At 71.6% G+C, this 25,674-nt stretch carries 20 protein-coding genes; 8 read left to right on the forward strand and 12 right to left on the reverse strand.

Translation table 11 applies throughout. The annotated features are described in order from the left end of the window. Positions 1-50: 50 nt before the first annotated feature. The 9 genes from OIB37_RS02400 to OIB37_RS02440 all read right to left on the reverse strand — a co-directional run bounded on the left by OIB37_RS02400 (position 51) and on the right by OIB37_RS02440 (position 10,478). Positions 51-707, reverse strand: a complete 657-nt coding sequence (locus OIB37_RS02400; protein ID WP_330455816.1) for a maltokinase N-terminal cap-like domain-containing protein — start codon at positions 705-707, stop codon at positions 51-53. Between the two features lie 64 nt (positions 708-771). Beyond that, complete coding sequence (locus tag OIB37_RS02405) at positions 772-1,434, reverse strand: spherulation-specific family 4 protein (RefSeq protein WP_330455817.1); 663 nt, start codon at positions 1,432-1,434, stop codon at positions 772-774. Further along, a complete protein-coding gene (locus OIB37_RS02410; protein ID WP_330455818.1) occupies positions 1,431-2,336 on the reverse strand; it encodes an NAD-dependent epimerase/dehydratase family protein in 906 nt (301 codons plus the stop codon). The genes OIB37_RS02405 and OIB37_RS02410 overlap by 4 nt, the downstream gene beginning before the upstream one ends. Positions 2,337-2,343: 7 nt before the next feature. Beyond that, positions 2,344-3,057: a nucleotidyltransferase family protein gene (locus OIB37_RS02415; protein ID WP_330455819.1), complete on the reverse strand. Its 714-nt coding sequence runs from the start codon at positions 3,055-3,057 to the stop codon at positions 2,344-2,346. Between the two features lie 50 nt (positions 3,058-3,107). Next, entirely contained in the window at positions 3,108-4,109 is a 1,002-nt protein-coding gene (locus OIB37_RS02420; RefSeq protein WP_330455820.1) for a GDP-mannose 4,6-dehydratase, read from the reverse strand. Positions 4,110-4,326: 217 nt separating this feature from the next. Beyond that, positions 4,327-5,802, reverse strand: coding sequence for a hypothetical protein (locus OIB37_RS02425; protein WP_330455821.1), 1,476 nt, complete (start codon positions 5,800-5,802; stop codon positions 4,327-4,329). Beyond that, positions 5,799-7,319 (reverse strand): GT4 family glycosyltransferase PelF, encoded by a 1,521-nt coding sequence (gene pelF / locus OIB37_RS02430; RefSeq protein WP_330455822.1) that lies wholly within the window; start codon positions 7,317-7,319, stop codon positions 5,799-5,801. The genes OIB37_RS02425 and pelF overlap by 4 nt, the downstream gene beginning before the upstream one ends. Positions 7,320-7,404: 85 nt before the next feature. Beyond that, positions 7,405-9,537, reverse strand: coding sequence for a hypothetical protein (locus OIB37_RS02435; protein ID WP_330455823.1), 2,133 nt, complete (start codon positions 9,535-9,537; stop codon positions 7,405-7,407). 413 nt (positions 9,538-9,950) lie between these two features. Further along, entirely contained in the window at positions 9,951-10,478 is a 528-nt protein-coding gene (locus tag OIB37_RS02440) for a hypothetical protein (protein ID WP_330455824.1), read from the reverse strand. 535 nt (positions 10,479-11,013) lie between these two features. On the opposite strand from OIB37_RS02440, the gene OIB37_RS02445 reads away from it, so the two are divergent. Further along, positions 11,014-11,937 carry an SGNH/GDSL hydrolase family protein gene (locus OIB37_RS02445; protein WP_330455825.1) on the forward strand — a complete coding sequence of 308 codons (924 nt, stop codon included), beginning with the start codon at positions 11,014-11,016 and terminating at the stop codon, positions 11,935-11,937. A 173-nt stretch (positions 11,938-12,110) separates the two neighbouring features. Here OIB37_RS02445 and pgm read toward each other — a convergent pair whose 3' ends face one another. Continuing rightward, complete coding sequence (gene pgm, locus OIB37_RS02450) at positions 12,111-13,751, reverse strand: phosphoglucomutase (alpha-D-glucose-1,6-bisphosphate-dependent) (protein WP_330455826.1); 1,641 nt, start codon at positions 13,749-13,751, stop codon at positions 12,111-12,113. A gap of 297 nt (positions 13,752-14,048) precedes the next feature. Between pgm and OIB37_RS02455 the strand changes: the two genes are divergently transcribed. The 5 genes from OIB37_RS02455 (at position 14,049) to OIB37_RS02475 (ending at position 20,729) form a co-directional block, all read left to right on the forward strand. Beyond that, positions 14,049-14,660 carry a DUF4328 domain-containing protein gene (locus OIB37_RS02455; RefSeq protein WP_330455827.1) on the forward strand — a complete coding sequence of 204 codons (612 nt, stop codon included), beginning with the start codon at positions 14,049-14,051 and terminating at the stop codon, positions 14,658-14,660. A gap of 315 nt (positions 14,661-14,975) precedes the next feature. Continuing rightward, a complete protein-coding gene (locus OIB37_RS02460) occupies positions 14,976-15,518 on the forward strand; it encodes a GNAT family N-acetyltransferase (protein ID WP_330455828.1) in 543 nt (180 codons plus the stop codon). Positions 15,519-15,851: 333 nt separating this feature from the next. Beyond that, entirely contained in the window at positions 15,852-19,754 is a 3,903-nt protein-coding gene (locus OIB37_RS02465; protein ID WP_330455829.1) for a type IV secretory system conjugative DNA transfer family protein, read from the forward strand. Then, entirely contained in the window at positions 19,741-20,298 is a 558-nt protein-coding gene (locus tag OIB37_RS02470) for a DUF5663 domain-containing protein (RefSeq protein WP_330455830.1), read from the forward strand. The genes OIB37_RS02465 and OIB37_RS02470 overlap by 14 nt, the downstream gene beginning before the upstream one ends. Beyond that, the gene (locus OIB37_RS02475) at positions 20,295-20,729 is read left to right on the forward strand and encodes a DUF4760 domain-containing protein (protein WP_330455831.1); all 435 of its coding nucleotides are present in this window, start codon (positions 20,295-20,297) and stop codon (positions 20,727-20,729) included. Before OIB37_RS02470 ends, OIB37_RS02475 begins: the two co-directional genes overlap by 4 nt. Positions 20,730-20,790: 61 nt before the next feature. On the opposite strand, the gene OIB37_RS02480 is transcribed toward OIB37_RS02475, so the two are convergent. After that, a complete protein-coding gene (locus OIB37_RS02480; protein WP_330455832.1) occupies positions 20,791-21,657 on the reverse strand; it encodes a chitosanase in 867 nt (288 codons plus the stop codon). A 327-nt stretch (positions 21,658-21,984) separates the two neighbouring features. Here OIB37_RS02480 and mgrA point away from each other — a divergent pair, with 327 nt between their 5' ends. Next, positions 21,985-23,031, forward strand: coding sequence for an L-glyceraldehyde 3-phosphate reductase (gene mgrA / locus OIB37_RS02485; RefSeq protein ID WP_330455833.1), 1,047 nt, complete (start codon positions 21,985-21,987; stop codon positions 23,029-23,031). A gap of 193 nt (positions 23,032-23,224) precedes the next feature. Then, entirely contained in the window at positions 23,225-23,845 is a 621-nt protein-coding gene (locus tag OIB37_RS02490; protein ID WP_330455834.1) for a DedA family protein, read from the forward strand. Positions 23,846-23,887: 42 nt separating this feature from the next. On the opposite strand, the gene OIB37_RS02495 is transcribed toward OIB37_RS02490, so the two are convergent. Continuing rightward, complete coding sequence (locus tag OIB37_RS02495; protein WP_443058250.1) at positions 23,888-25,618, reverse strand: MFS transporter; 1,731 nt, start codon at positions 25,616-25,618, stop codon at positions 23,888-23,890. Positions 25,619-25,674 lie beyond the last annotated feature (56 nt).

The raw sequence follows: 25,674 nt of genomic DNA on the forward strand, positions 1-25,674 counted from the left end.
GTCCCCAGCTCCCGGCTCCCGGCTCCCGGCTCCCGGCTCCTGAAGTCGGATCAGTCCGCGTCCAGCACCATGAAGACCGCCCGCAGGCGGGTGCCGTCCGGGGTCGGCCAGCCGCTCGCGACATGGCCGGCAGCCCCCGGCGCGGGCAGCGGCGGGTTCTCGGGTACTGGCGTCAGCACGCGCTGGACGCGCAGGGTCGTGTGATGGGGTGCGGGGATGCGGGTGCCGTGTTCGTCGTCGACGGGGTCCGGGGTGAACGCCGTGCCCGGAAGGGGCTCACCGGTGTACGAGCGGGTCACCTCGCGGTCGGGCGTGTCGCTGATGCTCTGCGCCATGGCCCGGGCCCTCCCCTCGATCAGGGCGTGGAGCTCGGTGGTCAGCACCGGGTCGTGGCAGCCGTCGTAGACCCAGCGTTTGCCCAGCACTCCGTGTTCCGTGGTGCCGATGAGGGCGTGCTCGGCTCCCTCCAGCGGCACGCCGCGATAGGTGAGCGGGATCAGGTAGGCGGTAGGTGCGGGGGTGGAGGTGTCGGTGGCCACCATGAACTCGATGCCGACCTCGCCCTCCGGGTCGTCCAGCCGGAAGCCGCCGGACCGCTCCAGCGCGGGCGCGCCGGAACCGCCCCGGTACCAGGGGCGGGTGGGCAGCCAGGCGGTGAGGAGTTCGACCTTGGTGGGCGTGAGGGTGGTGCGGTGGATGACGGCCATGCGGCGGGCCTCCCTGGGCGGTGCGACAGCTGACCCCGGCAGCTTTCCACACCGGTTGCTTCGCTCACTCCCCCGCCCTCACCAGCGCGGGAGTCAACTCGGCCCAGGGGTTGGGCGGTTCGCCCGTCACCGGTCCACAGACGCCGGCGCCGCGTTCGTGTGCGGTGCGCACGGCGAGCGGCACCAGGGCCTCGGGTACGCCGTAGACGAGGTGGCAGATCCGGTCGGGCGGGTGGCGTGCCGCCCAGGCCGGTCGGGTGAACGCCGAGACGTACGTGGACCAGTGGCCCTCGAAGGTGACGGTCAGGTCGGCAAGGCGGAGGTAGCCGGGTGCCGGGTGGACGCCCGGGTTGAGGACCACCGGCCCGGTTCCGAGCCGTCGTACGTCCCTGACCAGACGTCGGCAGGCGGGCAGGCCTTCCTGGGTCGCGGTGACCCGGTCGAGGAAGCAGCCGTCGGCCGCGTACCACTCCTGGTGGCGGCGCACGTCCGCGGTGATGTCGGCGTGTTCCCGTACGCCGTAGTCGGTGTCGACATAGCCCAGCAGCCGGGCGCCGGCCGCGCGCAGGGCGCGTGCCACGGCCGTGAAGGCGGGGTCGGGGCCGGTACCGGGGCCGCTCGCGGGGTTGAGGACGACGGCGTGGGTGCGGGCGGCGGCGGTGATCAGGCGGTGCCAGGCGCCGGGGTCCTCGGCCGGATGCACGTACAGCGGTATCAGCAGGGTCACGGCACGCACCCCCTCTCGGTCGTGGCGGCCCACAGCGCGTCGAGGGAGTCGTCCAGGCCGTGTGCGGGCCGCCAGCCGAGCGCGCGGTCGGCGGCGGTGATGTCGGAGCACTGCCACGACACCCGCGCGGAGCGCGCCGAGCCGCCGGAGTTCTCCTCCAGCCGCCCCCGGAACCCCGCGCGGCGGGCGAGTCCCCGTACCAGCTCGCGTACGGGTACGGCCGTTCCGCCGCCGATGTTGAGGACGGGCGGCAGGGACCCGGGGGTGGTGATGGCGAGCGCGACCGCCCGGGCGACGTCGCGTACGTCCACGAAGTCGCGGTGGGCCGACAGGTCGCCCAGCCGCAGGGCGGATTCGGGTGCCCGCCCCGCCGTCCGCAGCAGCGCGGCGAGCCGTCCGGGCAGGCTCGCGACGGGCGCTCCGGGGCCCACCGGGTTGCCGACGCGGAGCACCACACCGTCGAGGGCCGCGGAGGTCACCGCGACGGTGCCGGCCAGCTTGGTCACGCCGTACGGCGTGACCGGGCAGGCGGGTGCCGCCTCGGTCACCGGGGTGCCGGGCGCGCCGGGCCCGTACTCGGCGGCCGAGCCGAGGTGGACCAGGCGGGCCGTGGGCGCCGCCTCGCGCAGCGCGGCGCACAGTACGGCGGGCCCTCGGGCGTTGACCTCGGCGAGGGTCACCGGATCGCCGCCGGTGGCGCCCGCGCAGTTGACCACGGCGTCCGGTGCGGCCGCGGTCAGGGTCCTGGCGAGCTTTTCCGGCGGGTCGGTGGCGAGGTCGACGGGGTACCGGGCGGCGGCGGAGCGGCCGGCGGCGAGGACCTGCGCGCCGGGGAGGGCGCGCAGCCGCTCGGCCACGTGGCGGCCCAGGTATCCGGTGCCGCCCAGGACGAGAATGCGCATGTGGTACTCAGGCTCCCTTGAGCAGAAGCGACTTGCGGGTGGTGAACTCGGCGTTCGCCCGGTCGTAGTCGTCGGGGCGGCCGATGTCGAGCCAGTAGCCGTCGAAATCGTAGGCGTGCGGCGGGTTCCGGGTCCGCAGCAGGTCGAGGACCAACTCGTCGAAGCCCAGCGGCAGTCCGGGGGTGTAGCCGTCGAGGGTGGCGCGGCTGAGGCCGTAGACACCCATGGAGACCCGGTAGTCCATGCTGGGCTTCTCGGTGAAGGCGACGACCTTGCTCGCGTCGGTGGTGAGCACTCCGAAGTCGATGTGCACCTTGCGGGCGTAGGTGGCGATGGTCAGCGGCGCGCCGGACGCCTCGTGCCGGCGCAGGACGTCGGCGTAGTCGAGGTCGGTGAGCACGTCCCCGTTCATGACGAGGAAGGTCTCGGGCAGCCGGTCGCGCAGGGAGAGCAGCGGGCCCATGGTGCCGAGGGGGCTCTCCTCGGTGGCGTAGTCCACGTTCATGCCCCACTGGGAGCCGTCGCCGACGTAGGCGCGGATGATCTCGCCGAGGTGCCCGATGGCGAGGGTGCAGCGGTCGAAGCCGGCGGCCGACAGCTGACGCAGCACGATCTCCAGGATGGCGTGCTGGTCGCCGATGGGGACGAGCGGCTTGGGCAGGGCGGTGGTGTAGGGGCGCAGCCGGACGCCCTTGCCTCCCGCCAGGATCACGGCGTGCATGGGATTCCTCCTTCAGGGACGTTGCGGGTGTGCGGACGGGGCGGTGCGGTTCAGATGTTGTAGATGCCGGTCTTGTAGCGGGCCAGGTTGGCCGGGTCGCGGAAGAACTCCACGGTGTGCGCGAGGCCTTGTTCGAGGGTGTGGCCGGGCTGCCAGCCGGTGGCCGCGGCGAGCCGCGAGGCGTCGGCGACGAGCCGCATCACCTCGGAGTTCGCCGGCCGGACGCGCTCGGGGTCCGCGCGGACGTCGAGCGGGGTGTCCATGACCTTGCCGATGAGCGCGACGAGGTCGCCGACCGAGATCTCGCCGCCCGTACCGGCGTTGAAGGTGCGGCCGACGACCTTCTCGGCGGGCGCGGTGCCGACCGCGAGGAAGGCCCGCGCGGTGTCCTTGACGTAGGTGAAGTCGCGGGTGGGGCGCAGGTCTCCGAGGGTGATCGTGCGCTCCCCCGCCGCGACCTGGCCGATGACGGTGGGGATGACCGCGCGCATGGACTGGCGTGGCCCGAAGGTGTTGAAGGGCCTGAGGGTGACCACGGGGGTGCCGAAGCTGGCGTGGTAGCTGTCGGCGAGCCGGTCCCCGCCGGCCTTCGAAGCGGCGTACGGGGACTGGGTGTTGATGGGGTGGTCCTCGGTGATCGGCACGGCCTGGGCGGTGCCGTAGGTCTCGCTGGTGGAAGTGTGCACCAGGCGGGGGGTGCCGAGGGCGCGGACGGCTTCGAGCACGTTGAGGGTGCCGGTGACGTTGGTCTCCACGTAGCTGTGCGGTGCCCGGTAGGAGTACGGGATCGCGATGAGGGCGGCCAAGTGGTAGGCGGCGTCGGCTCCTTCGAGCAGGCCGCGGACCGAGCCGGGGTCGCGTACGTCGCCGAGGACGATCTCCACCTGGTCCAGGACGTCCGGGGCGAGGGTCTCCAGCCAGCCGTAGGAGGAGAAGGAGTTGTACTGGGCCATGGCTCTGACCCGGTACCCGGAGGCGACGAGGGTCTCGGTGAGGTGCGAACCGATGAAGCCTTCGGCTCCGGTGACGGCGGCGAGCGGTGCGGAGGTCAACTCGGGTGTCCTTCCGGTTGGTTGCACAGGTGTGGTGCGTACAGGTGTGGTGCGTACTGGTGTGGTGCGTACTGGTGTGGCGCGTACTGGTGTGGCGCGAGCACGTGCGGTGCGGGCAGGTGTGGCGGTAACAGGTGCGGGACGAGCGGATGTGGCGCGTACAGGTGCGATACAAGCGGGTGCGGTACGAGCGGGTGCGGTACGAGAGGCGGACGCGTCAGGCGTGCCGTGCCGGGCGGCCGAGTAGCCGCAGCACACAGAGCAGCAGGCACAGTTCGGCCGCGCCGCAGCACAGTGGCAGCGCGGCGGTGCCCGGTGGCTGCCGCAGCAGCAGGGCCGCCGCTGCGGTGGCCGCCGCGGCCAGGCAGATCACGGCCGGGGGCCAGGCCGCTCCGAAGGCCTGGAGGAGCAGCGCGGTCCACAGGGTGGCGGCGAGGAGCACCAGGGTGGCCGGGTCCGCGCCGGTCAGGAGGGCGGCGGGCAGCAGCGGGAGAAGGTAGGCGAGCAGGCACAGGCCGAGGACGCCGGTGGAGCGCAGCAGGAATCCGGCGGGGGTGGCGGCCGCGCGCAGGGCGGCGACGGACAGTCCCCGGTAGCGGTAGAGCAGCCACTCGGCCGGCCCCATGCTGAGGGTCAGCACGATCACCGCGTACGGCTCCCGCCGCCCCTCCAGCAGCACGAGCAGGCCGGCGGCCAGCCCGAACAGCCCGTACGGCAGGGACCGTGGCAGTCCGGGCCGCCTGGCGTCGGGCACGGCCGGGGCCGTGCGGGCGGTGCGCAGTGCCCAGCCGGTGGCGGCGAGTGTCGCGGCGAGTGCCGTCAGGGCCAGGGCGGCCCGGAGGGCGTGGCCCGGTTCCCACCACGGCAGTACGGCGGCGCCGGCGATCAGCGGGGTGAGCGCTGCGAGGAGCAGGCGCTCGCGGGCCAGGACGAGCAGGACGCCCGCCGCCGCCAGATACAGCGACTGTGCCGCCACCGCGAGGAGGGCCGCTCCGGTCCCGGCGGGCAGGGCGGAACCCCGCGGAGCCGAGCCGGACAGGACGATCCCGCGCAGGACGGACCAGGGCAGGACGGCGCCCGACAAGGCGGCGGCGGCCGTGGCGAGGGCGGCGCCCAGCGGCGCACCGGCCAGCAGGGTGCCGGCCGCCTCGCGCCGCCCGGTGGCCATCCGCAGGTGGGCACGGTGGCCGAGCGCCTGTCCCCACGCCCAGGAGACGAGTCCCGCCACGATCAGTCCGGCGGCGTGCCGGCCCGGGTGCCACAGGGGCGCGGTGAGCAGATAGGCGAGCCCGGGCAGCGCGAACAGAACCCCGCGCAGGAGACAGCGGACCGTGTCCGGACGCCAGGGGTCGGCCGTCGGCGCCGGTTCGGGGAAGGTGCGGGGTACCTGTTCGTAGAGGGCGGTGGCGAGCGAGAACAGGTCGGGGTGGCCGTATCGTTGCCCGATCACGTCGGCGGTCAGTCCCTCGGCCTCCAGCAGCGCGGCGACCTCGTAGGGATGGACGGCGGGGCCGATGCGGTCGGCGAGTTCGGCCGCCAGCCGGCTGACTTCTTCGCCGGCGGCCTGTCCGGGCAGCCGCAGCGCGAGGGTGTGGTCGTCGCCGCGGCGGTGCCGCGCGGGCGGGCCGGCGAGGCGGAGGGCCAGGGTGTCCCCTTCGGCTCCGCCCGGTTCGAGGGCCATCGGTCCGCTCATCCGGCCAGGCTCCCGGCGCCGGTGACGACGTCCTGCGCGGGCGCTTCCGCCGCCGGCAGCGCCGTAAACGTTTCTGCACGGGTGGGCAGTTCGAGGTAGATGGAGCGGAAGGTGTCGATGGTCTGGCGCAGGGTGAACTGCTCGATCACGCGCAGCCGTGCCGCCTCCCCCATGGCCCGGCGCCGGACCGGGTCGGCGAGCAGGTCCAGGGCGGCGGCGGCCATCGCGGCCGGGTCACGGGGCGGGACGACGAGCCCGGTGTCGCCGACGGCCTCGCGTACGCCGCCGACGTCGGTGGACACGGTGGCCCGGCCGCAGGACATGGCCTCGATGAGGGTGAACGGGAAGCCCTCGCTGATGCTGGAGAGCATCACGACGTTGCCGGCCGCGTAGGCGTCCTTGATGTCGTCGACGCGCCCCTCGAAGGTGACGGCGTCCGCGTGGCCCAGTTCGGCGGCCAGCGCCTCGCAGCGCTCCCGGTAGGCCTCGCCGCCCCGGGGTGTGCCACCGAACAGGCGCAGCCGGGCCCCGGGTATGCGGTCCCGGACGAGAGAGAAGGCGCGGATGAGGGTCTCCAGGTCCTTGATGGGGTCGACGCGGCCCGCCCAGCTGAGCGTGGGCGAGGCGGGCTCGGGTCCGGCCGGCGGGAAGGCGGCCGGGTCCACGCCGTTGTAGACCGTGCGGATCGCGCTCGGGTCGGCGCCGCCCTGTTCCTCCCACAGCCGGTTGTAGCGGTTGCCGGGGGTGATCAGGGCGGCCCGGCGGTAGCTCTCCTCGGCCAGCAGCCGGAAGAAGCCGAGGATCACGGCCTTCACCGGCCAGCGGTACGGGGCGGTGCGGTAGCCGAGGTAGCGCTCGCGCAGGTAGACGCCGTGCTCGGTGAGCAGCAGCGGGACGCCGTACCGCTCCAGGGCGGCGAGTCCCGGCAGGACGGCCACGCCGCCGCTGACCGCGTGGGCGACGCCGCCCTGCGGTGGCGGCGCGGCCAGGGGCCGCAGGGCGTGTTCCAGCAGGGCGGTGGCGGTGACGGCGTCGTGCAGGGTGGGGCGCGCCTCGCGGACGGCGAGGCCGGACCGGTTCCACACGGCGGCGAGGAGGGCGACGGCCTGGTCTCCGCGCAGGAACGGGCTGAGCGTACCGTCGGCGGCGGCCCTGGCCATCGTGTACAGGGCGGGTGCGAATCCGTCCTCGGCGCACGGGTCGAGCAGGGCGGTCAGGAACCGTTCGTAGGCGGCGGTGAGCCGGTTGCGGGCGCGGCCCCGGGGCGGCCGGCCCTCGGGCGGCGCGCCCCACATGGGGACGGCGCGCACGGCGCGGACATGGCCGGGCAGGTCCCAGACGACGGGTTCGCGTCCGGTGCCGGTGACGGCGATGACGTCGAAGTCGAGGTCGGGCATGCCCTGGACGAGTTGGTCGCACCAGACGCTCACACCGCCATGGCTGTGCGGGTAGGTGCCTTCGGTGAGCAGGGTGACGCGCGTCGCGCCGAAGCCGCGCGCGCCGTCGTGAACGTGCATCGATGTGCTCCACGGCCGAGGTGTGGGGTGGTCGTGACGGTCCCGGCCGCGGGTGGCGGCCGGGGACTGCGGGTCGGTGCGCCGTTCAGTTGTCCGGAACGTACGGGACCTGCTCGGTCACTCCTGCGGGGACCTTGGCGTCCGGCGCGGGTGTGGTGGCCCGCTGCGCCGTCCTGGCCGCGCGGGCGGCGGGTGACAGGGCGGAGGAGGGCAGGGTGAAGGTGCGCGTCGTGCCGGAGGCGGCGGTCCAGCCGGAGCTTGCGCCCGCGTAGGCGCTGCCGAAGGCGGTGCCGCCGAGGGTGGTGCCGGTGGGCAGGGTCGCGGTGGCGGCGACGCCGTCGGGTGCCTGGACGGTGACGGTGTCACCGATGCGGTAGGCGGTGACCTGACCGGCGTCGACGGCGCTCTTCCAGGCGGCGCGGCGCTGGAGTTCGCCGCCGATGTCCTTCATCCGCAGGTTCACCAGCGGGGTGTCGTCGGCGAACAGGGCGTCGTAGCCGTCGAGTACGCCGTCCAGGACCGGGTAGGCGATGCGGTCCTCGGCGAGGTTGGACTGGTGGATGAAGTGCGGCTTGGGGTCGCCCGAGAGCACGTGGCCGAGGGCGATACGGGTCTCCAGCGGCACGATGTAATCGCCGTAGCCGGTACTGGTGTTCAGCGGTGCCGGCAGGCAGGTGCTGGTGGCGGGGTTGTCCTCGCAGATGCCGCTGCCGCCCTGGGCGCGGCTGGTGTACAGCCAGTTGTACTCGTCGACCTGCTCGGTGGTCCGGCCGGCGTTGTAGAAGACGTTCATCGGGTAGCGGGAGACGGTGGTGGCGGGGCCCACCCGGCGCTGCTGGGGGTCGCGGGAGTTGTCGGAGGCGAGCCAGCCGATGCCGTTGTCGGCCAGGGCCGGGGCGAGGTTGGGGTTGTCGGCGGGCTGCTGCGGGAGGATCTTCAGCCCGGAGTGCTCGCCGGTGACCAACTCGTCGTTCTGCAGCGGGAGTCCGGCCGCCTGCCCCCAGGCGCGGTTGGTGGCGATCTCGTCGTCGATGGCCGTGCGGCTGACCCACTTGGTGCCGCCGCCGACGCCTGTCTGGCAGGTCCAGGGGACCACGGTGGTGTTCTGTTCGCAGCCGAGGAAGGCGTGGGTGTAGGTGTGGTTGACCCAGCGGAACTGGTTCCGGTCGGCGATGACCCTGTCGGCGAACTGGTCGACGCCGTCGTTGTCCGCACGCTGGTCGACGCTGCCGGCGCCGTTGTAGACCAGGTCGAGGGTGAAGTGGTGCGCGCTCTGCCAGGCGGTGGCGTGGTCGACGTCGGCGGGGGTCATGCGGATGGGGCTGGGAGTGCCGGCCCCGTTGACGCAGTCGACGTCGCCGGGAGTGCAGTTGAGCTGGGTGTCCCAGCGGTCGTCGGCAGCGAACACGTCGTCGACGTGCACGGCGAAGTAGTTGCGGGAGGCGCCGAGGTGCACGCCACCGGTCATCCACTCCACGATGCCGCGGGCGAGCAGCCGGAACTGCTGCTGGTACTGGTTGTAGACGAAGGTGACGACGAGTTCACGCCGCCCGTCGTGGCGGTACTCCCCCACGAGCGAGCCCTGCTGGGAGGTGCCCGGGATGGGCGCCTGGACGTACGGGGTGAAGTCGGCGCCGGCCGCAGGGGTCGAAAGGTAGGCGTAACTCTCGCCGACGGTGGGCGAGTTGTCCTCGAAGGGGACCGCGCCGTCGAGGTAGCCGAAGGCGCCGGCCCGGCCGGCGGCGGTCACCTGGGCCTGTACGCCGTCGATGCTGCCGGAGTAGCCGCCGTACACCGGGTACTGCAGGCCGGCTTCGGGGCGGGCGTAGGTGTAGGCGTCGACCTGGGGGATCGCGTAGGTCTGCTCGTAGGCGGTGAGCGCGGCCATCTCGGCGGAGCCGGCGGCGAACGGGTTGTCGTTGGGCAGCACCACCGCCTGGTACTTGGCGCGGGGGCGCCCGTCGACCGTGTCGGAGAGGAATCCGGCGTCGATGGTGGGCCGGTCGGCCCGGGTCAGGTCGACCTTGGTGAACGGCGTTCCGGCGGTGTCGAGTTCGGCCGCGATGGCGTCGGTGGCCGGGCCGCCGTCGCTCACCAGCAGGACTCTCAGGTCGACACGGGGCGCCGTGGTGCCGGCCTGGGCCGGACCGGCCGGCAGGCCGAGCGCGGCTATGAGCGCGCCCACCGACAGCACGGTGGTGCGAATCGTCCGCTTCATGCGGTGAAGTCCCCTCCCCAGGGCAGGGGTGAGCACTGCTCCCATGGAGCGGACGCACCCCCTTGCGCGACGCCGGCGTCCCCCTCAGAAGCCAGTCGTCCACACATCCGTTGCGTCACATGGTGATGCCTCTGTGTAGCTTTTGTGGTCGAGTTACGAAACCTGACGGAAAAGCGCAGGTGTCCATCGATGTCCCGAGGGAACCCGATGGGCCGGTTTCCCCTCGCCTTCGCGCAGCGGGTTCGCGACCGGCGCACGGCTCCGACCTGCTGGTACCGACCCCGGACGACGCACCGGCGGACCGCTGTGGTCCGCCGGGCGGGATGTCCGTGACCGAGACGGGGCGCCCTCCTGGCCCGACCGCTCGTTTCCGGTCAGCCGGACCGGGGGCGGTTTGGGCCGGGACCGGACCGTCAGGAGCAGAGCACGCGCGTTTCCGGCGTGTAGACGGGGCCGCCGCTGCTGTTGGAGCTGTCGCTGAACTCGGCGTAGAAGTACGAGTAGAAGCCGATGTTGCCGTTGCAGCCGGAGTCGGGGGCGACCTGGAGGGTCAGCGTGACGGTGCGGCTCTGGCCGGGCGGGATGGTGGCGCCGTAGTCGCCGCCGAGGTTGGCCGGGCCGGTGCCGGAACAGGGGGTGCTGCCGGCGGCGGTGGCGAGACTGCACCCGGTGAAGCTGTACTTGAGGTCGGGGCGCTGGGTGGTGAGCCAGGTCGGGTCGATGGTCTGGTAGACGAACCAGACGTCGTAGGTCCTGTTGTTCGTGAGGGTCATCGACAGGTTCACCGTGCCGCCGGGCGTGGTGGTGGCGCTGTCGGCGGTGAAGGTCAGCGCGGCCGGCGCGGGGTCCGCGGCACTGGCGTTCGGCGCCAGACCGAAGAGGGCGAGGGCGAACGCGAGGACGGCGGTGAGACCGAGGCGTCTCAGCAGAGGTGATCGCATGGCCCGGGAGGCTAGGCACGCGGTGAGCGCGACGTCTGCCCCGCCGCCGGGGTCCCGCACACCGATCGGCCGAAAGCGTCCGCGCCGTGCGGGCGGTGCGGTGAATCCGTGACGACGGCCCGCGAATTGCATACATGCAAGCCGCGGGCGGTTGGTCCGAGGCGCCGGGGGGCCCACCGGGCCGGTGGGGTCACCGGACGGCATTGGCGCGGAGACGACCCCCGCGGGCGGCCGGAACGCGTGCCACCGCTTGTGAACCGGGGAACCTTTCGGCCAACCGCCGCTTTCCGGCCCAGTGGTGAGGGTTCCCCGGCTCTCCGCGGGAGCCCTCCGGCTCCGCCTCCCCAAAGTGCACCGACCCGCTCACCCGAAGTCCCGCGACCGTCCGCCGCACCGCCCGCGCCCGGGTACGAAGTTGGTTCCCGCTTCTGGTCCGCGACACCTACCGGGCGGTATACATGCCCAGTTGAACGCCCGAGCGCCCCTCGTCCGGGGTGGGCTCGGCACGGCGTTCCGGTCTCAGGGGGAGGATTACATGGCGAACGACACGCGTGCGGGAGACATGGCGAGAGGCAGGCGGCGCGCCGCCGTACTGGGGGCGGCACTGGGGGGCTGCGCCCTCGTCGCCGCATCCACCACCCCGGCCACCGCGCACTCCTCCGACAACCGCCACGGCCACGGCCTCACCTACGCCGCCCTCGGCGACTCCTACACCTCCGCGCCCCTCGTACCGACTCAGGTGGACGCCAACTGCGCCCGTTCGGACCGGAACTACCCCTCACTGGTGGCAGCCGACCAGCGGGTCGCCACGTTCAAGGACGTCAGCTGCTCCGGGGCCACGACGAACGAGATGTGGAAGGCGCAGGGGACGAACGGACCCCAGCTCGACGCGGTGGGCCGCGACACCGACCTGGTGAGCGTGCAGATCGGCGGCAACGACGTCGGCTTCGGATCGATCATCGGCACCTGCGCCCGCCTCGTCGCCCAGGACCCCGCCGGCAATCCGTGCGAGCGCTTCTACAACGCCTCCGGGTACGACCAGTTGGCGCTCACCGTCGCGCAGACCGCGCCGAAGATCGACCGCGTGCTGAGGGCCGTCCGTGACCGGGCGCCGCACGCGCGGATCCTCCTCGTGGGCTACCCGGACCTGCTGCCGGACGACGGCAGCGGCTGCTTCCCCTCGGTGCCGTTCGCCCGGCAGGACTTCCCTTATCTGCGGGACACCGAGAAGCGGCTCAACCTGATGCTGCGGCTGGTCGCCGCGTGGAACCGGGTGGAGTACGTCGACACCTACGGCCCGACGGCCGGCCACGACATGTGCAAGGCGCCCGCCGACCGCTGGATCGAACCCCTCCAGCCGGCGTCCCCGGCCGCCCCCGCCCACCCCAACGCCAAGGGCGAGGCGGCCATGGCGCAGGCCGTACTGAACCGTCTGGAGCGACACCACGGACGGAACTGAGCGGGGAAGGATCTGAGTTCGGACAGAACTGAGCTCGGACGGGACTGAGCGCGGACGGCTGACCACGGCCGCATCCGAACGCGACCGGTACCGACCACGCCGCCCCGTATCCGACCCGCACTGCGGCGGCCGCCACGCACCCCGCGCGGAGGCCGCCGCACGCTCACCCGGGGTCAGCCCTCGAGCGCGTTGTCGACCACGGCCTTGGCCTCCTCCTGCACCTGGGCGAGGTGGTCGGGGCCGAGGAACGACTCTGCGTAGATCTTGTACACGTCCTCGGTGCCCGAAGGGCGGGCCGCGAACCAGGCGTTGGCGGTGGTGACCTTGATGCCGCCGATCGGAGCGCCGTTGCCGGGCGCCTCGGTGAGGATGCCCGTGACCGCCTCGCCCGCCAGGGTGTCGGCGGTGACCTGGGCAGGGGACAACTTGCCCAGCAGCGCCTTCTGTTCACGGGTGGCGGGGGCGTCGATGCGCGCGTAGGCGGGGGCGCCGAAGCGGGCGGTCAGGTCGGCGTAGTGCTCGGACGGCGTCCGGTCCGTGACCGCGGTGATCTCCGAGGCGAGCAGGGCCAGCAGGATGCCGTCCTTGTCCGTCGTCCACACCGAGCCGTCCCGGCGCAGGAAGGACGCGCCGGCCGACTCCTCGCCGCCGAACCCGAGGGAGCCGTCGACCAGTCCGTCCACGAACCACTTGAACCCGACCGGCACCTCGACGAGCCGGCGGCCGAGGTCGGCGGCGACCCGGTCGATCATCGAGGAGGAGACGAGGGTCTTGCCGACGCCGGCCCCCTCGGACCACTGGTCGCGGTGCCGGTACAGGTACGAAATGGCCACCGCGAGATAGTGGTTGGGGTTCATCAGACCCGCGTCCGGAGTGACGATGCCGTGCCGGTCGGCGTCGGCGTCGTTGCCGGTGGCGATCCGGAAACGGTCGCGCTGCTCGATCAGGGATGCCATCGCGTACGGCGAGGAGCAGTCCATGCGGATCTTGCCGTCCCAGTCCAGCGTCATGAACCGCCAGGTCGGGTCGGTGTGCGGGTTGACCACCGTCAGGTCGAGGCCGTGCTGTTCGGCGATCCGGCCCCAGTAGGCGACGGACGCCCCGCCGAGCGGGTCGGCTCCGATGCGCATGCCCGCGGAGCGGACGGCGTCGAGGTCCAGCACGCTCGGCAGGTCGCCAACGTAGGTGCCCAGGAAGTCGTAGCGCCGGGTCGTGGGCGCGGCGAGCGCGCGGGCGTACGGAATCCGCCGTACGTCCTTGAGGCCGTCGGCGATGATCTGGTTGGCCCGGTCCTGGATCCACGAGGTCGCCTCGGAGCCGGCCGGTCCGCCGCTCGGGGGGTTGTACTTGAAGCCGCCGTCACCGGGCGGGTTGTGCGAGGGGGTGACGACCACTCCGTCGGCGAGGCCCGAGGTACGGCCCCGGTTGTGGGTGAGGATCGCGTGCGAGACCGCGGGGGTGGGGGTGTATCCGTCCTCGCTGTCGATGAGCACGGTGACCCCGTTGGCGGCGAACACCTCCAGGGCGGTGACCCTCGCCGGCTCCGACAGGGCGTGGGTGTCGGCGCCGAGGAACAGCGGCCCGTCCACGCCCTGGAGGGCGCGGTACTCGCAGATGGCCTGGCTGGTGGCGGCGATGTGGTCCTCGTTGAAGGCACTGGTCAGGGACGAACCCCGGTGTCCCGACGTGCCGAAGGCGACCCGCTGCAACGGGTCGGCCGGGTCGGGGTGCAGCGCGTAGTACGCCGTGACCAGCCGGGCCACGTCGACAAGGTCCTCGGGACCGGCCGGCCGGCCGGCTCGCTCATGCGGCATGAGTCCGTTCCTTCGCATCGGTGTGTTCGAAAGCTCGGGCTCATCTTTCCTTGTCAGAGGCCTGGCGTGCGAGTACGCCACCGGCGGGGGGAGCGAGTCGGGCCGCCTGCCCTATGATCTCGTCCTCCGATCTTCGGACTCGGCTCCCGTGACCTCCGCCATGCCCTCCGGGGCCTCCGGGACCTCCATGGCCTTCGTGACCCCCGCACTCCCGCCTGTCCGCACGCCCGTTCCTCCGCACGCCCGCTCCTCCGCGCCACGCCCGCGCGTGACGCCCCGACAGACAGGTGTCCCACCATGTCCACACCCACCGTCAGAGCCTTGTGGCCGCTCGCCCGCGCCGCCCAGGCGGCCATCGCCGTGGCAGCCGTCGCGGACATCGACCGGGTGGTGACCCTGCGGGCGCGCTTGCTGCATCCGCACGAGGCGTCGCCCGGCACGGCCGGGCTCATGCCCCGGCTGATCGTCAGCGTGACGTTCCTCGCGGCGGTCCTGTTCCTGGTGTGGTTCTCCCGGTGCCGGCGCAACGCCGAACTCCTCTCCCTCACACCCCTTCCCGGCTCCGCGGGCTGGGCCGTCATCGCCTGGCTGATCCCGGTCGTCAACCTCTGGGTTCCACGTCAACTGGTCCTCGACGTTCACGGTGCCCCCGGCAAGCCCGAGGGGCGCGACCGGACCCTGGTGAACGTCTGGTGGGCGGCCTGGACCGGACACGTGCTGGTGGCGACCGCTGTGACCTGGCTGCACAAGGAGACATCGCTCGTACTCCTCCTCGTCGCCGAAACCCTCGAACTGGCCGCCGGAGCCCTGGCGATCGTCGTCATCCAGCGCGTGACGGCACGCCAGGCCGCCGCCTCGCGCGCCCTGTTCCCCGTCCCGGACGCGGCGCACCTGCCGCCGCTCGCCTAGAGCCTCCCTTCCAGATCTTGCCGGGGGCGCGGGGTCTGGCACGCACTCCCCCAAGCTCTGCGAGCAGGGGGTACCCCCAGCGGCGTTGTCGTCACTCTCCCCCAAGCTCTCGGCTTCGCTCGAGCAGGGAGGGACCCCCATCGCGCCGCGTCGACTCCCTCCTCCGCCTTGCAGCTGCACGCACCAGACCCCGCTCGGGTCGGCCAGAAGGCACCGCAGACCGGAGCCGGCCTGATCCGGAAGAAAGGCCCCAGGGCGTGTCGAAAGCGCCTGGTGAGGGTGGCGGAGAGCCCGGTCGCGATCCACAATGTCTGGATGACCACGCTTGAGACTCCCCGTCTGATCCTGCGTCGCTGGCGCGAGGAAGACGTCGCGCCCATGACTGCCGTCAACGCCGACCCCGAGGTCATGCGGTGGATCCGTGACGGTGGTGTCCGTGACGAACAGCAGACTCGCGGCGGTATCCAGGCATGGGAGAGCGAGTGGGAGTCACAGGGCTTCGGCCTGTTCGCCGTGGAGATCCGGTCCACCGGCGAGCTGGCCGGGTTCACCGGCCTTTCGGTACCCCACTTCCTGCCGGAGGTACTGCCGGCGGTCGAGGTCGGCTGGCGGCTGGGACGTTCCCACTGGGGACAGGGCCTGGCCACCGAGGCCGCGAGAGCCGCTGTGCGCTTCGGGTTCGAAGAGCGAGGGCTGGAGCGGATCGTCAGCATCGCCCAAGTGGGCAACGACGCCTCCGAGCGGATCATGACCAAACTGGGGATGCGTCCGGCCCGTGAGACCGTCAGTCCCGCCCACGGTCGTCGAGTACGGGTGTACGAGTTGTCGTCGGACCAGTACGTCACGACCACTCGTTGACGGCGGCGACGAGGGCGGTGGCCTCATGGCGGACCGCGAGTTCGCCGGCCCCGCCGCCACGGCTCGATGTCTCTCTTACGCGCACCAAAGGCGTGCCGTCCCCACGGCACATTTGTCCAGCTGATGATCTTCGAGGCTTCCGCGCCACAGATCCCACATGAGACAACACAGGCTCCATTGAGTTGTTCCGGGCTACTATGCGAGAGGGGGAGACTTTCCACTGCTGAGCGACGTGCCGACGCGGCGACCCTGCTCCCCTGCCCGCGTCCGGCAACCCCGAGGTGGCAGATGGCGGAGAACTCGTCGAGACCGGCGTCCAGGGTTCCCGACCATGTGCTCCGAATCGCCGCCGTCCAGCTCGACTACACGCCCAACACCGAGAGCAGCAACAACAAACGCTGGTTTCCCGACGAGCCCCTCATCGACTGGCGGCAGACGAACCAGGCGGCCGAGGCCAGGTTCTCCGTGCGCAGCGGGCCGATCGACGCGCACCAGCCGACACGTCACCGCACCCAGTCGGTGATCAAGCAGTTCCGCCGCTACCGGCAGGAACAACTGGACCGCAAGCTCAAGCAGATCCTGGAGTTCTGCGTCCGGCGCGACGTCGACATCGCGGTCCTGCCCGAAGCCCTCGTGCCCGCCGCGCTGGTGCCTGTCCTGGTCCACGGCTTCCGCAGCCGGCTCGCCGTCTTCGCCGGCCTCGGCACCCTGCGCCCCGAGGACGCCCGCACGCTCCAGGAACTCGGCTTCGAGAACGCCGCGGAGGAGATAGGCCGCAACGCGGCCGTCTACGTCGACGCGAACACCATCGAGCTCGTCACCAAGCGCGACCGGGCGACCAACGAGGTGATGGAGCGCGGCTCGGGCACCGCCAGGGTCGAGTTCCGCAAGGGCAGGTTCACGCGTGACGTGGGTCTGGCCGTGTGCCGTGACTACGTCAACGCGCCCCGGACCTTCGACACCGAAGTCCCCACGCCCGACCTCGTTCTGGTGTCGGCCCTCACCAAGCCGACCGAGGACTTCATCCGCACGCCACGCAACTTCGCGGTCGCTTTCGCCAACCACTCCGTCCAGGGCGGCAGTGCGGTGCTCGCGCCTCAGCTCCAGGGATTCTTCCTCGACATGGAGCGACGCGGGACCGATCCTCTGCCGCCCGGCGAGTCCATCGTCGTCGTGGACTACGAGAAGTTCGGCGAGACGCCCACCCAGACCATCGAGCCCGGCAACCGGCTGGTCCACCGCGCCGCCCTGGTCTACGACGACCCCTCCCCCACCGACCCGGGCGGCTCGCGCAGCTCGCTGACCCGGCAACTGGCCGACCTCACCCTCACCGGCCTCAACTTCGGCGACTACGACGAGCTCCTGAGCGTCGCCGAAGCACGGTTGCAGGGCATGTCGCCGCAGACACCCGTCCTGCTCAGCGCCGTGGAGGAACTGCGTCGCAACGCCGGAACCCTCAGCAGCCAGCTGGACCTGGACCTGTTCACCGGCCACGTCATCCTGACCGACGTCAAGTCCGAGGCGGAGCTGCAGTACGAGGTCCTCGGCAAGCTGCTCCGGGAGTGGCACCACCTCATCGACCCGGACAGCAATCCCGACCTGCCCGAGGGGATAAGCCTCTACTACGAGAGAGGCCGCACCCTGCGCAGCCGGCTCTCCGCGCAGATCCGCACCGCCCACCGTGACTCGCCGCTGGTCACCAGGGAGAACGAGGGGCGCGCGTCCGACGGCGCCACCGCCGCCTCGGCGGAGGAGGAGAACGACGGCTTCTCCCTCTTCTACAGCGTCCGCCTCGGCTCCTACGGCTCCGACAACGCGGTGCGGAGTCTGGAGCAGCAGCTCGGCGCGCTGCGCACCCTCTCGGCAGCCGACGACGACACGGTACGGCTCATCTACCAGACCCACACGGCGCGGCAGACGAAGGGACATCTCGCTCCGTTCTTCGACGTGATCGGCATGACCGAGTCGACGGAGGCGGACACGCTGGAGGACCTCGGCGAGGGGGTCGGCCAGCAGCTCGCCACCGCGTTCCGCAGCACCTGGGACGTCAGCGCGGGACCGGAGAACGGCACGCTCGAGGCCGACACGGTCGTGGAGCTGCGCCTGCGCCCCGAGGCGGTCCCCTGGATCCGGGAGGACTGGAGCACCCTCGTCGACTACCTGCGCACCCTTCGCGTGCCGGTCACCGTGCAGATGACGTGCCGCCGGCTCGGAAAGGGCGACGGGGAGGAGGAGCGTGAGCCCTCGCCGGCCGAGGCCGTGCTGAACGCCTTCGCCACGGCGGCACACCACGCGGAGCCCACCGGGTTCTTCTCCGCGTACGAGCGGGACGCCGCGGCCTTCCTGGAGCGCGCCGCCCGGGAGGAGGCGGACGAGCGGCGCAATCTCACGCTCCTGGTCCACGTCGGCTCCGCGGACGCGCTTCCGGACTCGGTGCTGTGGGCGATCGGCAACTGGCTCTTCCGGTCGATGCCGTTCGACATCGTGCGCGGCGACGAGGCACGGGAGCCCCTGGCGCCCGGAGCCGCGCCGGAGAACGCGCCGCGGATGACACCCTCGGAGATCCTGCGGATCTTCCATCCCCCCTATGGTCGGATGGAGTCACGCGGACTCGACACACGGCGGGAAGCCAGCGTCCCGGTCCCCGCGCCCGCGCTCCCCACCGAGGGCCTGCTCCTCGGTACCGCGCGGACCGAGGGGACCCGTGAGGACCGTTGGCTCGACGTGCGGCTGGACCGGATCGCCCGGCTCCGGCACACCTACGTTCTCGGCCCCACCGGATCGGGCAAGACCAACCTGCTGAAGAACCTCGCCCGACAGGACATCATGGACGGCCACGGCCTCGTGGTCATCGACCCGCACGGCGACCTCGTCGACTACCTGGTCAGGCACACCAGAACCCGGGACGGCGAGGTGCTGCTGCTGGACTTCGGCGACCCCGAGTACCTACCGGTGCTCAACCCCCTGGACCTGGACGTCCAGTCGGCCAACGAACGCAACCTGGCCATCGAGCGGTTCATCGGCCTGATGGTGCGGCAGTCCCACCACACTTTCTACGGGCCGCGGTTCGAGAGCATGATCAGGCTGGTGCTCGCCTCGGCCACGCACGCGGTGTACCCGATCCGTCCGGCGTCGGTGCTGGACGTCGGCACGATCCTGCGCAACAACGAGGTCAAGTCGTGGGTGCAGTATCTGCTGCGGGACGTGCCAGGCCTGCGGGAGCGGTGGGAGACGTTCGACAAGCAGAGCGGCTCCGACTTCGCCGAGCTGCTCGACTGGGCCCTGTCGAAGTTCAGTGAGATGGAACAGGACGGGACGCTGCGGCACGTGCTGGCCAGCGGGGAGTCGACCGTCTCGCTCAGCCGCTTCGTGCACAACGGCGGGGTGGTGCTCGTCAAGATTCCCGAGTGGGAGATGAGCGCATCGTCGGCGGCACTGCTCGGCGGGTTCATCCAGGAGCACATCCGGCAGACGGTGTACCGGCGTTGGCGGCAGCCGGAGGGAACGTCCAAGCCCTTCTTCATGTACGTGGACGAGTTCCAGGCCTTCTCGCTCGGCGGCTTCGAGGACATCGTGGCCGAGGCCCGCAAGTTCGGCCTCGGACTGGTCCTGGCCCACCAGAACCTCTACCAGCTCAACTCCTTCTCGCGCTTCACGGGTTCGTCCTCGGAACAGCTGATCAGCGCGATCCTGGGCAATGTGGCCAACCGCATCGTCTTCGGGCTGTCCCACCGGGACGCCGCGGAACTCGCCAAGGACTTCGACGTCGACGTCAAACGCCTGCTCAATCCGGGTCTCCACCGGGCCACCGCGCAGGTCCTCCTCGGCCAGCAACAGCGCACGTTCACGCTGGCGATGACCGACGCCGACTCCGACACCGGCCTCCCGGACCAGTACGACCACATCCGTCGGCAGATGATCGAGAAGGGCTACTGGCGCCGCCGCGAAGACCTCCGCGCCCAGGACGAGGCACGGGCGCGCAAGCTGAAGCTGGAGGTCAGGCTCTGGCAGAAGGCCCGTCGCCGGCAGGCCTCGCAGCAGCCGGGCAAAGTGCCGCCGCAGTCCAGGGAGATGCCCCGGGAGGAACCGCTCACGCCGTGGCCGAGCGAGGGTGCCCCCGGGACCGACCACGTGCACGCGTGGGAACAGGTGCTGAGGCGGTGGCTCCAGCGCGAGCGGACGCCTCCCGGGAACGACGAGCCGAGGAAGGACGGGAGGCCCGATGATCACCCTTGACGACGCGCTGCTGCGGGAGATCGGGCTGGGAGGCCTCGCGGAGCCCCACGTCAGGCTCATGCTCCGCTACATCTACGAGGTGCTGGAGCAGCGGGTCGGGCTGGCGTTCGCCGAGGAGATGACGGAGGAGGAGTTCGAGGAGTTCGAGGCCTTCATCGACGCCAACGACGAGGCCGGGGCGATGGGCTGGCTCAGCAGGAAACGGCCGGACTACCCGGAGGTCGTGACCGCGCAGTTCGAGAAGCTGAAGAACGAACTGCGCGAACAGGCAACCGCGTTGGTCAGGATATCCGCGCTGTACCTGCCCGAGTGGACACCCGTGGTGGCCGAGGACGGCGTGGAGCAGGCCGGGGGATCCGAAGTCCCCGCCCCGCGCGCCGAAGCCTCTCCCGGGGAAACCGCGGTACCGGCCGGGGAGGGCCGGACACCGGTCCCGGCCGTAGAACCCGAAGTACCGGCCGGAGAATCCGAAGTACCGGCCGTAGAAACCGAATTGCCGCCTGAGATCTTCAACGCTCCGGGCCAGGGGGGAACGCCCGAATGACCACGTGGATACTCGCACTGTCCTCACCGGCCGTCGCCGTCGTCATCGCCCTGTGGGGCTTCCGGCGGGGTGACCGGGCAGACCGTCTGCGAATGCTCTTCGAGATCCAGGAGCGCTATCTCGCCCAGCGGGCCCGGGACGGCCGCCGGCTCATCCACACCCGTCTCGCCGGGCGGGGAGCGGACGGGGTGCGGACGTGCACCCGGGAGGAGCTCACCAGCATCGGCCACACGCTCGCCGTCATGAACATGATCGCAATCAGCGTGGAGAGCGGCCTGGTGGAGGAGAAGCTGGTCCAGCGGAGCCTGGGGCGGTCGTTCGCGAGCGCGGTCGACGGCGCGGCCGACTACATCGATCACGTGGAGCACGAGCGGGGATTCCGCCCGTACGCGTACGCGCAGCGGCTCGCGGCGAAGTTCAGGGCCGGATAGCCCCGGCCGGCCGTCGGCGCGGCCCCGGCCCCGGCACGCGCCGGAGCCGGGGCCGCCGTCCTCAGCCGATGTGGTAACTGTCGCCGTACACCTTCCAGTCCAGCGGTGTGCGGAGATCGAGGTTGCCGTTGCGCAGGAAGACCCGCTGTTCGGTGTCGACCCTGGTGGTGTCGCTGTGGGCCTCCTCCTGTTTCATGGCCCAGACCCTGGCGTCGAGGAAGGCGCCCAGGTACGTCGTCTCGTCGCCGCCCCGCGCAGGGGGTACGGCGGTGCGCAGGGCCCGCTCGCGGATGCCGGAGAAGCTGGTGGGGTCGCCGCCGTCGCCGTGCATCACGATGGCGTCGTAGTAGACGAACTGGCCGAGGGCGCGCAGGCCGTCCGACTTGCCCCGGGTCACGGCGGGGTCGAAGTAGACGCGGTCGCGTTCGTCGTTCTGGGCCTGCTGGAACACGGTGTCCTGGGCGGCCTTGCGCCAGTCCCTGGGGTAGTTCGGGTCCAGACCGTCGTGCGAGTCGGTGCCGTCGACCTCGCGCAGGGCGGGCAGGTACCGGGCCAGGACGTTGCCGGGCCTGCGGTCGGCGTAGAGCTGTACGAGGTCGAGCATGTCGCCGGTGCCGGAGCAGAAGCCGATGATGCCGGCGGTGTAGCCGCGGCCGTCGTCGATGTCCTCGATGTACTTGTACTGGGCCTTCCAGTCGAGCGAGGAGTTCTCGGCGCTGGAGACCAGGCGCATGGCGATCTCCTTCTTCGCGGGATCGTCGAGGTCCGGCGCGGCCGCCGGTGCGGGCGCGGCCGCGGCGCACCGGGAAGCGCCGAGCAGGGTGCCGGACGCCACGACACCGAGCGCGGCGACGACGGCCCGGCGGGAGATTCCGGGCAGGTGCGGGGTGGAAGCGTGGGCTGCCGTTTCGCGGTCTGCGTGCACCACAGGGACTCCAAGGAGGGGTGGGGGGTGGGGAGTTGCTCTGTCACGCACTGGTAGGAAAGTTTCCTATCAAGTGCGGGCGAGACCGGTAACCCGTCGCGCGAGAAGTTCGTAGGATCGGACAGGGCGTGGGGTCGCCGATCGGACGGCCGCCCGGCCACGCCTCCCAGCATGACAGCCCGCCGCGGGGACCCCGCGAACGATTCAGAAGCCCCGGTGCTCAATCCCATGACGGGCAGTGGTTGGACTTACGAATCTTGAAGGCGCAGGGTGGAGGGGACCCTTTCACATACAAAGGGCACCCCTACGGCATCACCCGGAGAAGACCCGATGAACCACGTCGCGGACCCCGAGCGCTACAACGGCACCATGCGCTACCGGCGCACCGGTCGCTCGGGACTGGACCTTCCGCTCCTGTCCCTGGGCTACTGGCACAACTTCGGCGACGACCGCCCCTTCGAGACGCAGCGCGAGATCGCCCTGCGCGCCTTCGACCTGGGCATCACCCACCACGACCTGGCGAACAACTACGGCCCGCCCTACGGCTCGGCGGAGATCAACTTCGGCCGGCTGATGAAGCAGGACCTGGCGCCGTACCGGGACGAGATGGTGATCTCCACCAAGGCGGGCTGGGACATGTGGCCGGGCCCCTACGGGCAGGGCGGCGGCTCCCGCAAGTACGTCCTGGCCTCGCTCGACCAGTCCCTCAAGCGCATGGGCCTGGACTACGTGGACATCTTCTACTCCCACCGGCTGGACGCGAGCACGCCGCTGGAGGAGACGATGGGCGCGCTCGACACCGCCGTCCGCCAGGGCAAGGCCCTGTACGTCGGCATCTCCTCCTACGACGCCGAGCGCACCCGGCAGGCGGCCGCCATCCTGCGCGAGCTGGGCACGCCGATGCTGATCCACCAGCCGTCGTACAGCATGCTCAACCGCTGGATCGAGACCGACGGCCTGCTGGACGCGGCCGAGGAGGAGGGCTTCGGCGTCATCGGCTTCACGGCGCTCGCCCAGGGCCTGCTGACCGGCCGTTACCTGGACGGCGTCCCCGGCGACTCGCGGGCCGCGCAGGGCAAGTCGTTCGACCCGGCCTGGCTCACGGAGGACATGCGGCAGCGGCTCAACGCCCTGAACGACATCGCCGCCCGGCGCGGGCAGACCCTGGCCCAGATGGCGCTGGCCTGGGCGCTGCGCGACGAGCGGGTCACCTCGCTGGTCATCGGCGCCTCCCGCGTCGAGCAGCTGGAGCAGAACGTGGCGGCGCTGGAGAACCTCGACTTCAGCGCCGAGGAGCTGGCCGAGATCGACAAGTACGCCACCGACGGCGGCGTCGACCTGTGGCGGGACGCCCGTCTGGGCACCCTGGGCGGCTGACGCACGGGTCCCGGCGGCCTCCCGTCGCCGGGACGCGGAGCGGACCCCACGGCCAACCCTTGGCCAACCCGTGGCCGGCCGCTGCCACCTCCGGCACCCGGAGCCGGCAGCGGCCGGCCACGCCGCTCTCCGCCGGAGGCGGCCATGGCGTCTGTTCGGCGGAGTACGGCCCCTGGCGACGTACCGTGACTCCATGAGCCCTCCCCTCCCGGGTCCACTCGATCATCTCGCCCCGCTGCTCAGCCACTACGGCTACTGGGCGGTGGGCGGTGTGGTCCTGCTGGAGGACTTCGGGCTCCCGGCGCCGGGCGAGACGATCCTGCTCGCGGCTGGGGTCTACGCGGGCGCCGGGGAGCTGAACATCTACGCCGTGGCGGGGATCGCGTTCGCCGCGGCCGTGATCGGCGACAACATCGGCTATCTCATCGGCCGCACCGGCGGCAGGGCCTTCGTGACGCGCTGGGGCAAGTACATCTTCCTCACGCCGAAGCGCTTCGAGGCCGCCGAGAACTTCTTCGCCCGGCACGGCGGCAAGATCGTCACCGTGGCCCGGTTCGTGGACGGTCTCCGCCAGGCCAACGGCATCATCGCCGGCACCACGCGCATGCCCTGGCCCCGTTTCCTCGCCTTCAACGCGCTCGGCGCGGCCCTGTGGGTGGGCCTCTGGGCCACCCTGGCCTATGTGGCGGGCAGCCACATCACGACCGTGTACGACGAGATCGTCCGGTACCAGCGCTACGTCCTCATCGCGCTCGCCGTCGTGGTCGCGGCCCTGGTCGTACGGCATCTGGTACGACGCCGCCGCAAGTCCTGAGGCCCGCGCTCCCCGACCGCGCGCCGCGGCGGGAGCAGGCGTTCAGGGGGAGGACGACGTACGGCGCTGCGCCCGGCCGGTCGCGGAGCCGCCCCCGGGGGCGCCCTTCGAGACATCCACCGGGGCGCCCTTCGAAGCCGTCGCGGCGTCCTCCGAAGCCGCCGGGGCTTCCTTCGGCGAGTCGTCGTCCGGGCGATCGTGGCCGCCTCGCAGAGCGGAGGCGAGCGCCGAGATCAGCGCCATGGCGGCGGCGACGCCGAAGACGATGGTCAGGCCGTGGTGGAAGGGGCCGGAGACCAGTTCGGGGAAGAAGGTGTGGCCGGTCAGGGTGGCCTGCCGGCTCGCGGACAGGTGGCCGAGGGTGCCGGCGCCGAGGAGGTGCCCGATGGGGTTGTCGCCGAGGAACGTCGCGAAGAGGGTGCTGACCGGTGGCAGTCCGGCCGCCTCGTGGGCGGTGGCGGCGGGTACGCCGTGCGCCTGGAGGCCGGTACGGAGCGCCGAGGGCAGGGAGGCGGCCAGGCCGGACACCATCAGCGAGAAGAAGACGCCGATGGACAGGGCGGTGCCGGAGTTCTGGAAGGTCGAGCGCATCCCGGAGGCCACGCCACGGTAGCGGGGCGGCACGCTGCCCATGATCGAGGAGGTGTTGGGCGCGGAGAACATGCCCTGGCCCAGGCCGTTGAGCAGAAGCAGCGCGGCGAACGTGTCGTAGTCGAAGTTCACGGGCAGCGCCAGCAGGCCGAGGAAGGACCCGGCGACGACGATGAGGCCGGCCGTGGAGAAGAGGCGGGAGCCGAAGCGGTCGGACAGGTAGCCGGAGAGCGGCCCGGCTATCAGGAAGCCGAGGGTCAGCGGCAGCATGAAGATGCCGGCCCACAGCGGGGTGTCCTCGAAGTCGTAGCCGTGCAGCGGCAGCCAGATGCCCTGCAGCCAGATGATGAGCATGAACTGCAGGCCGCCCCGGGCGATCGCGGTGAGCAGGGCCGCGAGGTTGCCCGCGGCGAACGACCGTACGGTGAACAGGGACAGCCGGAACATGGGCTCGGCCACCCGGGTCTCGACCAGGCAGAACACCAGCAGCAGGAGCACGCCGCCGGTCAGGCCCGCCAGCACCCAGGGGTTGGTCCAGCCGGTGGGGTGGCCACCGTAGGGCTGGATGCCGTAGGTGATGCCGGCGAGCAGGACGCCGGCGCCGGTGGCGAAGGTGATGTTGCCGAGCCAGTCGACGCGGCCGCGCACGCCGGACGCGGTCTCGCGCAGGCTCAGATACGACCAGATGGTGCCGGTGACGCTGATGGGCACGCTCACCCAGAACACCGCGCGCCAGTCGACGGCGGCCAGCAGACCGCCCGCGAGCAGCCCGAGGAACTGCCCCGCGAGGGCGGTGATCTGGTTGACGCCGAGGGCCATGCCGCGCTGCCGGGCGGGGAAGGCGTCGGTGAGGATGGCGGCGGAGTTGGCGGTGAGCATGGAACCGCCGAAGGCCTGCACGACGCGCCACAGGATCAGCCACAGGGCACCGGCTCCGGCCCGGAACGGGTCGAGGGACAGTGCGACCGAGGCGCAGGCGAAGACCAGGAAGCCGAGGTTGTAGATGCGGACCCGGCCGAACATGTCGCCCAGCCGGCCCAGGACGACCACCAGCACGGCCGAGACCAGCAGATAGCCGAGGATCATCCACAGCAGATAGCCGATGTTGCCCGCGGCGAGGGGATCCAGGCCGATGCCGCGGAAGATCGCCGGCAGGGAGATGATCACGATGGAGGCGTCCATCGTGGCGATCAGCACGCCGAGCGTGGTGTTGGACAGCGCCACCCACTTGTAGCCGG

The organism is Streptomyces sp. NBC_00820 (assembly GCF_036347055.1).
Classification (GTDB): Bacteria; Actinomycetota; Actinomycetes; order Streptomycetales; family Streptomycetaceae; genus Streptomyces.